Origin of the sequence: Microbacterium sp. PAMC22086 (assembly GCF_019443525.1) — a bacterium.
In the GTDB taxonomy this organism is placed as follows: domain Bacteria; phylum Actinomycetota; class Actinomycetes; order Actinomycetales; family Microbacteriaceae; genus Microbacterium; species Microbacterium maritypicum.
Map to the genome: position 1 here is coordinate 2,605,802 of NZ_CP080380.1, position 13,028 is coordinate 2,618,829.

Annotated in this window: 11 protein-coding genes and 2 pseudogenes; 10 read left to right on the top strand and 3 right to left on the bottom strand. The window is 69.0% G+C overall.

Annotated features, from left to right (window positions below; all coding sequences use genetic code 11):
• Positions 1–177: 177 nt before the first annotated feature.
• Genes tkt through pgl form a run of 6 tightly spaced genes read left to right on the top strand, consistent with a single transcriptional unit; the run spans position 178 to position 8,291 of the window.
• Positions 178–2,289, top strand: a complete 2,112-nt coding sequence (tkt, locus tag KY497_RS12945) for a transketolase (RefSeq protein ID WP_219869204.1) — start codon at positions 178–180, stop codon at positions 2,287–2,289.
• Entirely contained in the window at positions 2,286–3,398 is a 1,113-nt protein-coding gene (gene tal, locus KY497_RS12950) for a transaldolase (RefSeq protein ID WP_219869205.1), read from the top strand. Before tkt ends, tal begins: the two co-directional genes overlap by 4 nt.
• Positions 3,395–5,002, top strand: a complete 1,608-nt coding sequence (locus KY497_RS12955; RefSeq protein ID WP_219869206.1) for a glucose-6-phosphate isomerase — start codon at positions 3,395–3,397, stop codon at positions 5,000–5,002. The genes tal and KY497_RS12955 overlap by 4 nt, the downstream gene beginning before the upstream one ends.
• Before the next feature lie 21 nt (positions 5,003–5,023).
• Positions 5,024–6,574 (top strand): glucose-6-phosphate dehydrogenase, encoded by a 1,551-nt coding sequence (gene zwf, locus KY497_RS12960; RefSeq protein ID WP_219869207.1) that lies wholly within the window; start codon positions 5,024–5,026, stop codon positions 6,572–6,574.
• Positions 6,571–7,506, top strand: coding sequence for a glucose-6-phosphate dehydrogenase assembly protein OpcA (locus KY497_RS12965; RefSeq protein ID WP_219869208.1), 936 nt, complete (start codon positions 6,571–6,573; stop codon positions 7,504–7,506). The genes zwf and KY497_RS12965 overlap by 4 nt, the downstream gene beginning before the upstream one ends.
• 5 nt (positions 7,507–7,511) lie before the next feature.
• A complete protein-coding gene (pgl, locus tag KY497_RS12970; protein WP_219869209.1) occupies positions 7,512–8,291 on the top strand; it encodes a 6-phosphogluconolactonase in 780 nt (259 codons plus the stop codon).
• Between the two features lie 38 nt (positions 8,292–8,329).
• Here pgl and KY497_RS12975 read toward each other — a convergent pair whose 3' ends face one another.
• Positions 8,330–9,424: a DMT family transporter gene (locus KY497_RS12975; RefSeq protein WP_219869210.1), complete on the bottom strand. Its 1,095-nt coding sequence runs from the start codon at positions 9,422–9,424 to the stop codon at positions 8,330–8,332.
• Between the two features lie 61 nt (positions 9,425–9,485).
• Between KY497_RS12975 and def the strand changes: the two genes are divergently transcribed.
• Together def and KY497_RS12985 are read left to right on the top strand one after the other, a co-directional pair.
• The gene (gene def / locus KY497_RS12980; RefSeq protein WP_219869211.1) at positions 9,486–10,052 is read left to right on the top strand and encodes a peptide deformylase; all 567 of its coding nucleotides are present in this window, start codon (positions 9,486–9,488) and stop codon (positions 10,050–10,052) included.
• A 129-nt stretch (positions 10,053–10,181) separates the two neighbouring features.
• The gene (locus KY497_RS12985; RefSeq protein ID WP_235562496.1) at positions 10,182–10,688 is read left to right on the top strand and encodes a septum formation family protein; all 507 of its coding nucleotides are present in this window, start codon (positions 10,182–10,184) and stop codon (positions 10,686–10,688) included.
• A 134-nt stretch (positions 10,689–10,822) separates the two neighbouring features.
• Here the strand turns inward: KY497_RS12985 and KY497_RS16780 are convergent.
• Positions 10,823–10,876: pseudogene (locus KY497_RS16780) on the bottom strand (hypothetical protein); the annotation flags it as partial.
• Here KY497_RS16780 and KY497_RS16785 point away from each other — a divergent pair.
• Positions 10,859–11,317 carry a hypothetical protein gene (locus tag KY497_RS16785; protein WP_258185989.1) on the top strand — a complete coding sequence of 153 codons (459 nt, stop codon included), beginning with the start codon at positions 10,859–10,861 and terminating at the stop codon, positions 11,315–11,317. The pseudogene KY497_RS16780 and the gene KY497_RS16785 overlap by 18 nt on opposite strands.
• Positions 11,318–11,526: 209 nt before the next feature.
• On the opposite strand, the pseudogene KY497_RS16970 reads toward KY497_RS16785, so the two are convergent.
• Positions 11,527–11,700: pseudogene (locus tag KY497_RS16970) on the bottom strand (alcohol dehydrogenase catalytic domain-containing protein); the annotation flags it as partial.
• Positions 11,701–12,001: 301 nt separating this feature from the next.
• Here KY497_RS16970 and KY497_RS13000 point away from each other — a divergent pair.
• Positions 12,002–13,024: a LacI family DNA-binding transcriptional regulator gene (locus tag KY497_RS13000; protein WP_258185689.1), complete on the top strand. Its 1,023-nt coding sequence runs from the start codon at positions 12,002–12,004 to the stop codon at positions 13,022–13,024.
• The last annotated feature ends 4 nt before the right edge of the window (positions 13,025–13,028 follow it).

Below are 13,028 nucleotides of genomic sequence, written 5' to 3' on the forward strand. Positions count from 1 at the left end.
CCTCTCCAGTGTATGACACCGGATGACGTGTTCCGGCTCGCGGGCCCGCGTAGCGCAAGTCACCTCACCGCTATGCTGAAACCACTCGCGCGCCCGGCGATGTGCACACCTCTCCGTGATGATGCGGATGCGCCAGGGAATACGGGCGCCCTCGAAACTGTCGGAAAGGGCATGAACGTGTCGGAATTGCAGTGGGATGAGATCGATCGGCGCGCGGTGGACACCGCACGAATCCTGGCGGCCGATGCCGTGGAGAAGGTCGGTAACGGTCACCCCGGCACAGCCATGAGCCTCGCTCCGGCGGCATATCTCCTGTACCAGCGCGTGCTGCGCCACGACCCGAACGATGTGGACTGGCTCGGTCGCGACCGCTTCATCCTCTCTGCCGGCCACTCCTCCCTCACCCAGTACGTCGAGCTCTACCTCGGCGGCTTCGGACTCGAGCTCGACGATCTGAAGGCACTGCGCACCTGGGGCTCGCTGACACCGGGCCACCCGGAGTACGGCCACACCAAGGGCGTCGAGATCACCACCGGTCCGCTCGGACAGGGCCTCGCCTCGGCCGTGGGCTTCGCCTACGCCGCCCGTTACGAGCGCGGTCTCTTCGACCCCGAGGCCGCGGCGGGAACCAGCCCGTTCGACCACTTCGTGTACGTGATCGCCGGAGACGGCGACCTGCAGGAGGGCGTGACCAGCGAGGCCTCCTCGCTCGCAGGCCACCAGCAGCTCGGCAACCTGATCGCGATCTACGACTCGAACCAGATCTCCATCGAGGACGACACGAACGTCGCCTTCACCGAGGATGTCGCGAAGCGCTACGAGTCCTACGGCTGGCAGGTGCAGGTCGTCGACTGGAAGAAGACCGGCGAGTACGTCGAAGACGTCGCCGAGTTGCACGCCGCCATCGAGGCCGCCAAGGGCGAGACCGCCAAGCCCTCGCTCATCATCCTCAAGACGATCATCGGCTGGCCGTCGCCCGGCAAGCAGAACTCCGGCAAGATCCACGGCTCCGCTCTCGGCGCCGAAGAGCTGGCCGCCACGAAGAAGGTCCTCGGGTTCGACCCCGAGCAGAGCTTCGTCGTCGCCGATGACGTGATCGCGCACACCCGCGGACTCGCGGCCCGCGCCGCCGAGGCCCGTGCCGCATGGCAGGAGTCGTTCGACGCCTGGGCCGCGGCGAACCCCGAGAAGAAGGCGCTGCTCGACCGCCTCGAAGCACACCAGCTCCCCGACGACATCACGAGCGCGCTGCCCGTGTTCGAGGCGGGTAAGGAAGTCTCGACCCGCGCGGCATCCGGCCAGGTCATCAACGCCCTCGCCGCCGAGCTCCCCGAGCTGTGGGGCGGTTCGGCAGACCTCGCCGAGTCGAACCTCACGACGATCAAGGGCGCACCCTCGTTCATCCCCGCGGAGTGGTCGACCCACGAGTGGTCGGGCAACCCCTACGGCCGGGTGCTGCACTTCGGCATCCGCGAGCACGCCATGGGCGCGATCATCAACGGCATCGTGCTGCACGGACCCACCCGCGCGTTCGGCGGCACCTTCCTCATCTTCAGCGATTACATGCGCCCGCCCGTCCGCCTCGCCGCGCTCATGAACGTGCCGAGCATCTTCGTCTGGACGCACGACTCGGTCGCCCTCGGTGAGGACGGCCCCACCCACCAGCCGATCGAGCAGCTGGCGACGCTCCGCGCGATCCCGAACTTCACGGTCGTGCGACCTGCGGACGCGAACGAGACGGCCGCCACGTGGCTGGAGATCCTCCGTCGCCACGAAGGACCGGCAGGCATCGCGCTGACGCGTCAGAACATCCCGGTGTTCGCGCGTGGCGAGGGCGCGGCATCGGGCGACACGTTCGCCTCGGCGGACAACGCGGCGAAGGGTGCCTACGTGCTCGCCGAAGCGCCGAACGGCACGCCGGACATCATCATCGTGGCCACGGGCTCCGAGGTGCAGCTGGCAGTCAACGCCCGTGAGGCACTGGCTGCCGAAGGCGTGAACGTGCGCGTCGTCTCCGCCCCGTCGCTGGAGTGGTTCGACGAGCAGGACGCGGAGTACCGCGAGAGCGTGCTGCCGGCCTCCGTCACCGCCCGCGTCTCCGTCGAGGCGGGCTCGGTGCTCAGCTGGCGCGGCATCGTGGGCGACCGCGGCCGCTCGGTCGGCATCGACCACTTCGGTGCCTCCGCCGACTACAAGACCCTCTTCGAGAAGTTCGGCATCACCACCGAGGCCGTCATCGCGGCCGCCCGCGAGACCATCGCGGCCAACAGCACCAAGGAGAACGCATGAGCACCCCCACCGCACAGCTCGCCGCCGCCGGCGTCAGCATCTGGCTCGACGACCTCTCCCGCACGCGCATCGCCTCGGGCAACCTGGCCGATCTGATCTCATCGCGCAACGTCGTGGGTGTCACGACCAACCCGACGATCTTCGCGAATGCGATCACCGACAAGAACGACACGTCGTACGACGCACAGGTCACCGAGCTCGCCGCCTCGGGCGCGACGGCGGAGGAAGCGGTCTTCGCCGCGACCACGCAGGACGTCGCGGCAGCCCTCGACGTGTTCCGTCCCGTCTGGGAAGCCTCGAACCACGTCGACGGCCGCGTCTCGATCGAGGTCTCCCCCGACCTCGCGCACGACACCGCGGGCACGGTCGCGCAGGCCAAGGAGCTGTGGGCCAAGGTCGACCGCCCGAACCTGCTCGTCAAGATCCCCGCGACCAAGGCCGGCCTTCCGGCCATCGCCGAGGCGATCGGGGCGGGGATCAGCGTCAACGTCACGCTGATCTTCAGCCTGGAACGCTACGCCGAGGTCATCGAGGCCTACCTCACCGGTCTCGAGACGGCGAAGGCCGCAGGCATCGACCTGTCGACCATCCACTCCGTCGCCTCGTTCTTCGTGTCGCGTGTCGACACCGAGACCGACAAGCGCCTCACCGCGATCGGCACGGATGCCGCCGAAGCGCTCAAGAGCAAGGCCGGCCTGGCCAACGCACGCCTCGCCTACGAGCTGTTTGAGAAGACCTTCGCCGGCGACCGCGCCACGGCGCTGCTCGACTCCGGTGCGAACCTGCAGCGTCCGCTGTGGGCGTCGACCGGGGTCAAGGACCCGGCCCTTCCCGACACTCTGTACGTCACCGAGCTCGTCGCCCAGGGCGTGGTCAACACGATGCCCGAGAAGACGCTCGAGGCGACGTTCGACCACGGCGTCGTCACGGGCGACACGATCACGGGCGGCTACGAAGCGGCACGAGCCGTGTTCGCCGGCCTCGCCGAGGTCGGGATCGACTTCGCCGATGTCACCCAGGTGCTGGAGGACGAGGGCGTCGCGAAGTTCATCGACTCCTGGCACGACCTGCTGACGCAGGTCGCCGAGGGTCTGGAGTCACAGCGATGACGTTCTCGATCCACACGTCCGGTGCAGCACGCGCCGCGATCGATGAGACGGTGCCCAGCCTCGTCCACGATCTGGTCGCCTCTCGCATCACCGGCGGGGACGCGACGCTCTGGGGGCCGGCCGCCGAGGCTGAGGCATCCGTCCGGCTCGGATGGGTGGAAGCCGTGTCGATCTCGCGTCCGCTGGTCGCCGAGATCGTCGCGCTGCGCGCCGACCTCAACGCCAAGGGCGTCACGCGCGTCGTGCTCGCGGGCATGGGCGGATCCTCGCTCGCCCCCGAGGTCATCGCGCAGACCGCCGGAGTGCCGCTGACCATCCTCGACTCGACGGCGCCGGGCCAGGTGCTCGCCGCTCTCGACGAGGGCCTCGCCGACACGGCGCTGGTGGTCTCCTCGAAGTCCGGCTCCACGGTCGAGACCGACTCGCAGCGTCGCACCTTCGAAGCGGCGTTCCGCGACCTGGGCATCGACCCCGTCGAGCGCATCGTCGTCGTCACCGATCCCGGCTCTCCGCTCGATGTCTCGGCCCGCGAGGCGGGATACCGCGTCTTCAACGCGGACCCCAACGTCGGCGGACGCTACTCGGCGCTCACCGCCTTCGGCCTCGTGCCGTCGGGGCTCGCCGGTGTCGACATCGACGAGCTGCTGAACGAGGCCGAGGCCTCGCTTCTGGAGGTCGCCGTCGACTCGGCAGACAACCCCGCCCTTCGTCTGGGTGCGGCGATCGCGGCGACGACACCCCGCCGCGACAAGCTCGGCCTCATCACCGACGGCACGCACATCAAGGGCCTCCCGGACTGGATCGAGCAGCTGATCGCCGAGTCCACCGGCAAGGAGGGCACCGGAATCCTCCCGGTCGTCCTGCTCCCGGTCTCCCCCGAGCTCGACCCCGTGCCCGCCGACCTGCAGATCGTGCGGCTGGTCGACGACGCCAACGAGTTCCACCTGCACGAGCGTCACGAGGGCGAGATCCTCGTCAGCGGGACGCTGGGCGCTCAGCTCATCGTGTGGGAGTACGCGACGGCGATCGCCGGTCACCTGCTCCACATCAACCCGTTCGATCAGCCCGATGTCGAATCGGCCAAGATCGCCGCGCGCGGGCTCCTCGACGCACGCCCGGAGCCGACGGCTCCCGCGTTCATCGAGAACGGCGTCGAGGTGCGGGTGTCCGACCCGGCTCTCGCCGCCTCCGGCAGCGTCGAGGGCGTGCTCGATGCGCTCTGGGCCCAGCTCCCGGCAGACGGATACGTGTCGATCCAGGCCTACGTCAACCGTCTCGAGGTGCCGCAGCTCCAGGGCCTGCGCGAACTCGTCGCGGCGGACTCCGGACGACCCACGACCTTCGGATGGGGACCGCGGTTCTTGCACTCGACCGGCCAGTACCACAAGGGTGGGCCCGCGCAGGGCGTGTTCCTGCAGATCCTCGAGCGCACCGAGGTCGACCTCGAGATCCCGGACCGTCCGTTCACCTTCGGACAGCTCATCCAGGCGCAGGCCGCCGGTGACGCCGCCGTACTCGCCAAGCACGGCCGCCCCGTCGTGACGCTGACGATCACCGAGTCCTCCGACGACGTGCTCGCCCTCTTCGAAGCCGCACAGAAGTAACAGCAGGAGAATCCCCCACCGATGTCTGTTCCCATCTCGCGCGGGCACAACCCGCTGCGTGACCCCGATGACCGCCGTCTCAACAGGATCGCCGGGCCCAGCGCCCTCGTGATCTTCGGCGTCACCGGAGACCTCTCACGCAAGAAGCTGATGCCCGCGGTCTACGACCTCGCCAACCGCGGACTGCTCCCGCCCGGGTTCGCCCTGGTCGGATTCGCCCGCCGGGACTGGGAGGACCAGGACTTCGCGCAGGTCGTCTACGACGCCGTCAAGGAGCACGCGCGCACACCGTTCCGCGAGGAGACCTGGACCCAGCTGCTGCAGGGCATCCGCTTCGTCTCGGGCGAGTTCGACAATCCGGACTCCTTCCGCAAGCTCCGCGAGACCATCGAGAAGCTCGACGTCGAACGGGGGACGATGGGCAACCACGCGTTCTACCTGTCGATCCCGCCGAAGGACTTCCCGCTGGTTGCGAAGCAGCTCAAGGAGTCCGGTCTCGTCGGCGAGAACAGTGACGACGACGAGCGCTGGCGTCGCGTCGTGATCGAGAAGCCCTTCGGCCATGACCTCGAGTCGGCGCGGGAGCTCAATGCCGCGCTCGAGGTGGCCTTCCCGGCCGACTCGATCTTCCGCATCGACCACTACCTGGGCAAGGAGACGGTCCAGAACATCCTGGCGCTGCGCTTCGCGAACGAGCTGTACGAGCCGATCTGGAACCGCAACTACGTCGACCACGTGCAGATCACGATGGCCGAGGACATCGGCGTCGGCGGACGCGCGGGTTACTACGACGGCATCGGTGCGGCCCGTGACGTGATCCAGAACCACCTGCTGCAGCTGTTGGCTCTCACCGCGATGGAAGAGCCGATCAGCCTCTCGGCTGAGCACCTGCGCGCCGAGAAGGAGAAGGTGCTCGCGGCGGTGCACGTGCCGGACGATCTCTCCCTCGCGACCGCTCGCGGTCAGTACGCGGGCGGGTGGCAGGGTGGCGAGAAGGTCACCGGCTTCCTGGAAGAAGAGGGGATGAACCCCGAGTCGACCACGGAGACGTACGCCGCGATCAAGCTCGAGATCGACACGCGCCGGTGGGCGGACGTGCCGTTCTACCTGCGCACGGGCAAGCGTCTCGGACGCCGTGTGACCGAGATCGCCGTCGTCTTCAAGCGTGCGCCTCAGCACCTCTTCGGGCGCGGAAACGCCTCGGAGCTCGGGCAGAACGCCCTCGTCATCCGCGTCCAGCCGGATGAGGGCGTCACGATCCGCTTCGGGTCGAAGGTTCCCGGCAGCGGCACGAACGTGCGCGACGTGACGATGGACTTCGGATACGGCCACGCCTTCACCGAGGCGAGCCCCGAGGCCTACGAGCGTCTGATCCTCGATGTCCTCCTGGGCGATCCGCCGCTGTTCCCGCGGCACGAGGAGGTCGAGCTCTCCTGGAAGATCCTCGACCCCGTGGAGAAGTACTGGGCAGCCGAAGGCGGCCCAGTCGAGCAGTACGCGCCCGGCTCATGGGGACCGTCATCCGCTGACGACCTGCTGGCCCGCGATGGACGAGTCTGGAGACGCCCGTGATCATCGACCTTCCCGACACCACCGTGAGCCAGGTCGCGAAGCAGCTGGTCAAGGTCCGCGAAGAGGGTGGAGCCGTCGCCCTCGGCCGCGTGCTCACGCTCGTGATCGCTGCGCGCAACGGCGTCGCAGAAGCGGCTATCGATGCCGCGAACGACGCCTCACGAGAGCACCCGATGCGGGTCATCGTCATCACCACAGGTGAGGGCGAGTCACGCCTGGACGCGCAGATCCGCGTCGGTGGAGATGCCGGCGCCAGCGAAGTCGTGGTCCTTCGCGCCTTCGGAGACGCCGCCAGCAACGAGGAGAGCCTGATCACCGGCCTCCTGCTGCCCGATGCTCCCGTGGTCGCCTGGTGGCCGGAGGCGGCCCCCGTGGCGCCTGCGCAATCACCGCTCGGCAAGATCGCGCAGCGACGCATCACCGATGCCGCCACCGCGAACGACGTCCGCGACCGGCTCGCGCTCCTGGGCGAGACCCACGCCCCCGGCGACACCGATCTGTCGTGGACGCGTCTGACCCACTGGCGCGAGCAGCTCGCCGCTGTGCTCGACCAGCCGCCGTACGAGCAGATCACCGGCGTCGAGGTGCGCGGAGCCGCGGCCTCCCCGTCGACCGCGCTGCTGGCCGCCTGGCTGCAGATGGCGCTCGATGTTCCGGTGCGCTGGTCCTACGAAGACCCCGAGCACTGGGCGGAGGGCATCAAGTCGGTGCGCCTGACACGCGAGTCCGGCGACATCCTTCTGGAGCGCCCGACTCCCGGCGTCGCCGTGCTCACGCAGCCGGGACAGCCGAACCACGACCTGCACCTGCCGCGACGCACTCTGCGCGAGTGCCTCGCAGAGGAGCTGCGTCAACTCGACCCGGACGTCCTGTACGGTCGAGTCATCACCGAGGGCTGGGAGAAGCTGGGTCCGCCCGAGACAGGAGAGTGACGTCGATGACGACATCGTCCGCAGAGAAGCGGGTCGTGGTGGAAGCCACGCCCGCAGCCCTCGCCACCCGAGTGGCCGACCGGTTCCTGACACGGGTGCGCGCGCGCACACGCAACGGGCGGATCGCGCACATCGCCCTCACGGGCGGTTCGATGGGCGGTGCGGTGCTGCGTGCGGCGTCCGAGCACCCGCGAGCGGCGGAGATCGACTGGTCGCTCGTGCACTTCTGGTGGGGTGACGAGAGATTCGTGCCGCGCGACGACGTCGATCGCAACTCGCTGCAGTCCCGACAGGCTCTCCTCGACCGCATCCCTGTGCCCCAGGAGAACGTGCACGAGGTCGCCGGCCCTGACACCGGCTTGACCCTCGACGCGTCCGCGGCGGCGTACGCGGCGGACCTGGCGCGGTTCGGTACCGACGAGCATCCGTGGCCCTCTTTCGCCGTGTGCTTCCTCGGGGTCGGCCCCGACGGGCACATCGCCTCCCTCTTCCCGGATCGGGAGGAGGTCACTGTGACGGATGCCGCAGTCCTCGCCGTCCGCGACTCGCCGAAGCCGCCGCCCGAGCGTGTCACCCTGACCCGCCCGGTAATCAACTCGTCGAAGCGGGTCTGGCTCGTGATGACGGGTGCCGACAAGGCTTCGGCTCTCGGCCTCGCTCTCGCGGGGGCGAGCTACTCGAGCGTACCCGCCGCCGGCGCCAAGGGGCGCAAACGCACGGTGTTCTTCGTGGACGAAGCCGCGGCCTCCGAGGTCTCGGTCGACCTGATCGATCAGGCCTACTGAGTCGGTGCCGCCACGCGCGGCCGCTCAGTGCGCTGTCGCTAGGGTCGCTCTGACGAACCGTCGTGCCACGGCGGCGTCTGCCGACGTCCCGAGCCGTCCGAGTGCTCCGGAGCACTCGTCGCGGCGGGCTGCGACGAGGAAGCCTCTCCAGGGCCGCCCTGCGAGGATCCGCCTGGCGTGCTGCCTCGCTGGATTCCCAGATCCTGGCTGTCGCTGAGCACCTGAGGGTGATAGCGGGCGAGCCCGACCACGCCCCAGACGGCGATCCCTCCGGCGACGGCGAAGATCACGAGCACCCACCACGGAGCCGCAGAGGCTTCGCCCAGCACGACCATTCCGATGAGCACGGCGACGAGAGGGTCGACGACCGTGAGCCCGGCGATCACGAGGTCGGGCGGACCCGAGCTGTACGCGGTCTGCACGAAATATGCGCCGACAGCGGCCGCCGAGACGAGGGCGAGCACGCAGATCCCGGTGATCCATTCGAACTGACCGGCCTCGATGCGCTTGATGACGACCTTGGCCAAGGTGGCGACGAACCCGTAGAGGATTCCCGCGCCGATCACGTAGAACAGGGCGCGCATCCGGCGGCGCAGGATCAGCCAGCAGGCGCCGAGGACGATGATGACTACGAGCAGGAGCGCCAGGATCGTGAAGAGCTCACGGTCGGTGACCTCCTGCTCGGTCGCGTAGATCGCCGCGAAGAACACGAAGAGGAAGATGCCACCCACGCAGCACACGATGGCGGTCAGCGACTGCCGCGTCGGCGAGTGGCCGGAGATCCGCGCGTTCAGCAGCGTCGTGATCACGAGGGCGATCGCCCCGAGCGGCTGGACGACGATCAGCGGAGCCTGCACAAGGGCGGCGAGCTGACAGACCACGGCGAGTCCGAGCATCAGCGTGCCGATGAGCCACGACGGACGGGTCAGGAGGCGCTTGAGCTGATCGAGACTCAGGCCCGAGGCGCCGTTGGCACCGCTGAGGCGTTCGACCTTCTCGACGCCGCGGTGCTGGTACTGGGCGCCGAGGGACATGAAGACGGCGCCGGCGAGAGCGAGCGGGATGCCGAGCAGCAGCCCCGGGTTCTGGAACGCGCCGACGAGCTGATCGCCGACGTCCTCGACCGCGTTCATCCACACCCCAGCATTCACAGTACGACCCTACCTGGCGAGTGCCGCCGACTAGGGTTGTGACGTGGCTGTACTTCCGATTCGCATCATGGGCGACCCCGTCCTGCACTCCCCCGCTTCCCCCGTCGAAGAGATCACCGACGACGTCCGCGCCCTCGTCGCCGACATGTTCGAGACGATGGACACCGCCCCAGGGGTCGGCCTCGCCGCTCCGCAGGTCGGAGTGCCCCTGCGCATCTACACGTACGCCTATGTCGATGACGACGACCACCCCTGGCGCGGCGTTCTCATCAATCCCACACTCTGGATGGTGCCACTCGAACCGGGTGAACCCGACCCGGATCTCGAATCCGAGGGTTGCCTCTCGTTCCCCGGCGAGCGGTTCCCGCTGCGCCGGTCGGAGCGCGTCCACGTCACGGCCACCGACCTGGAAGGGCAGCCGGTCTCGATCGATGTCGACGGGTGGCGTGCCCGCATCATGCAGCACGAGTTCGATCACCTCGACGGCATCCTGTACGTCGATCGCCTGTCGGACGGCGACTGGAAGACCGCGCAGAAGATCGCCCGAAAGCGCGGGTGGGGTCGCCCCGGCGCGAGTTGGATGCCCGGCGTCGACGACCTCGAAGGCTGAGCGCTCCCAGCCGAACCACAGCATCCTTCGAGTTGCGTCACAGACTCGCCGGGGGTTAGCGTGTTCGCGGCGGGGGCTTTTCGCATGCCTCCGCATCACGCTTCGGAGGGGAAACAGATCATGATGAAGATGCGCACTCGACGCGCCCTGATGCTCGCAGGATCGGCAGTGGCGCTCTCGGTCGCCCTCAGCGGGTGCAGCGCTCTCAATGGCATTCTCGGCGGCGGTTCCGGCGACGCCAACCGCGACGAGGAGAGCGGGCAGGTCACGGAGAGCTCGAACGTCGGCGTCTTCTCGGTGAAGCTGGGCGACTGCATGCTCGACACCGGTTCCGGCACGATGACCGAAGCCAACATCCTCCCCTGCACCGACCCGCACGACCAGGAGGTGTACTACGAGATCACGATGCCGGATGGCGAGTTCTCCGACACCGACATCGACGCGGCGACGCAGGAGTGCATCGGAGACGCGTACACGACGTTCGTGGGCGTGGCCTACCAGGACTCCGCATTCGATGTCACCACGCTCGTTCCCACCAAGGACTCGTGGGAGCGGAACAACGATCGCGTGATCCAGTGCATCGTCTTCGACCCGGCTGGGCAGACCACGGGTTCGCTGGCCGGCGCCGCGCGCTGATCCACCGTCTCAGAAGAGGGCCTCGCCATCCGGCGGGGCCCTCTTCGTCGTTCCGAGGGGTTCAGCCGTCCGACGCACGCAGCGCGAGCGGCGACGCGATCGTCGGGGTCCGACAGCGACAACCCGATCAGGTCCTCGATCCGTCTGATCCGCGCGGCCAACGTCTGCCGGTGGATCCGCAACCGCATGGCGCTCTCACCCCAGGCGCTGTTCGTGGAGAGGAAGACGCGCAGGGTCTCGATGAGCTCGGGTTGCTGCTCGACGCCGCGCAATGGATCCAGAAGCCGACTGATCCGCTGCGTCTGGTCCGCATCCAGCTGTCCGAGCACGAACGACACCGTCGGGATCGATGCGTAGCGGACGACGCGCTCCCCACCCGCACGAGCCGTCTCGCAGGCCTGTCGGGCCTCGTCGACACTGCGGGCGAGCGCATCCGTCGTGGCCGGGCGCCCGAGGCCGAGATAGAGCGTCGAGGCGAAGGCCTGCGCCCGATGAGCGATCTCCTGCGCATGACCCTCGCGCACGACGCCGCGGATGAGTCCTCGTTGCGCGGCGAAGACATGCTCGGCCCCGAGTTCGTCGAGCCACAGCGCGAGCAGGTGCTCGACGTCCACTCCGCTCGTGCGTGAGGCCAGGGCGAACCCCACGAGGCTCCGCTCGTGCACGCCCCAACGTCGGAGAAGCCGTGTCGCCTCCTCCCCTCCCTCCAGCACGGTCTCCAGTCGCCACGCATCGCGACAGCATTCTCGAGTGCCTGGACGGCCAACCGCGACTTCATTCTCGAGTCGATCGCCACGCGGTCGCCGACCTGCACCCGGGTGACCGCCTCGCCCACGGCGACGACCTCGCCGGCTGCTTCGTGGCCGAGGATGATCGGCCCGTCGACGATCCAGCCGCCGATGCGCCCGATGCGGTAGTAGGCGGTGTCCGAACCGCAGACGCCGACGGCGCGCACGCGCACGCGCACGCGCACCTCGCGCGGCCCCGGTTCGCGCAACGGCACCTCCTGCACCTCGATGCGCCCGAGTTAGGGCATCACAGCAGCCAGGTTCGACATGTTCACCTCCGGGTCACGGCCGAGTCGCCGTCCTTCTCACGCTAGTGAAGCGCTCGCTTTGCGGGGTGGCTGTGCTCAGATGTGCACCTCGCCGCCCGCCCTCACCCCACCCCACCGCTGTCCACCACCCCACCGGTTTCGGAGGTGGGTGGGTGAGGGCCGGAGGGAAGGCCGGGGACGGGGACGCGACCGCGGATTGGTATCGTTCAGGGGGACGCCGGGAGGGTCAGTGGTAGAGCAGCCGGAGGACGCGCGCGTGTGGCGCGCGCCGTCGATCATCGACGTCGCACGTGAGGCCGGGGTCTCGGCGCAGACCGTCTCTCGCGTCGCCAACGGCATGGACATCGTGCGTCCGGTCACCCGCGACAAGGTGCTCGCGGCCATGGACCGGCTCGGCTACCGGCCGAACTCCGCCGCGCGCGCTCTGAAGACCGGCAGGTTCCGCACCCTCGGCGTGATCATGTCCGAGCTCTCCAGCTACGGCAACACCCGAACGCTGGAGGCGTTCGCCAGCGAGGCGTCCAAGGCCGGCTACTCGCTCGCGCTCACCCCGCTGTGGACCATCGCGCAGGCGGGCCTGACCGGCGCGCTCACCCGGATCGCCGACCAGGCGGTCGACGGGCTCATCGTGGTGCTCGAAGAGCATGAGCTGCTGAAGTCCGACCTGAAGCGCATCGCCAAGATCCCCACGGTCGTCGTCACCGCCGGCCGCTCGCATCCCTACGTCGCGATCGACACCGATCAGGCGCAGGGCGCCCGGCTGGCCACCGAGCACCTCCTTTCACTCGGGCACGAGACGGTCTGGCACGTCCGCGGACCCGAGCGCTCGCACGGCGCCAGGAACCGCGCGCAGGCTTGGGCCGACACGCTCCGCGAGCACGGCCGCGTGGTGCCCCCGGTCATGCCGGGTGACTGGAGCCCGGCATCCGGTTACGCGGCGGGGAAGCGACTGGCAGCCGACCCCGCGGTGACGGCGATCTTCGCGTCCAACGACGCGATGGCGCTGGGAGCCATGCGCGCACTGCACGAGGCCGGACGCGACGTGCCCGGCTCGGTCAGCGTCGTCGGCTTCGACGACATGGAGCTCTCCGCCGACTTCCGGCCGCCGCTGACCACGGTGCACCAGTACTTCGACCGTGTCGCCACCGCGGCGGTCGGCATGCTCATCGACCGGATCGAGCACCAGAAGCGCACCACCGCCGACCCGGTGCCCACCGAGCTGATCGTGCGGGCGAGCACCGCGCCGCCCCCGGGATCGGGGACGGCGCGGGTCGGCTGAGCCG

Excerpts from the sequence above, each read along its gene's own strand:
- KY497_RS12975 (WP_219869210.1), bottom strand. The coding sequence starts at position 9,424 with ATGAACGCGGTCGAGGACGTCGGCGATCAGCTCGTCGGCGCGTTCCAG.
- zwf (WP_219869207.1), top strand. The coding sequence starts at position 5,024 with ATGTCTGTTCCCATCTCGCGCGGGCACAACCCGCTGCGTGACCCCGAT.
- KY497_RS12955 (WP_219869206.1), top strand. The coding sequence starts at position 3,395 with ATGACGTTCTCGATCCACACGTCCGGTGCAGCACGCGCCGCGATCGAT.
- KY497_RS12985 (WP_235562496.1), top strand. The coding sequence starts at position 10,182 with ATGCGCACTCGACGCGCCCTGATGCTCGCAGGATCGGCAGTGGCGCTC.
- tal (WP_219869205.1), top strand. The coding sequence starts at position 2,286 with ATGAGCACCCCCACCGCACAGCTCGCCGCCGCCGGCGTCAGCATCTGG.
- pgl (WP_219869209.1), top strand. The coding sequence starts at position 7,512 with ATGACGACATCGTCCGCAGAGAAGCGGGTCGTGGTGGAAGCCACGCCC.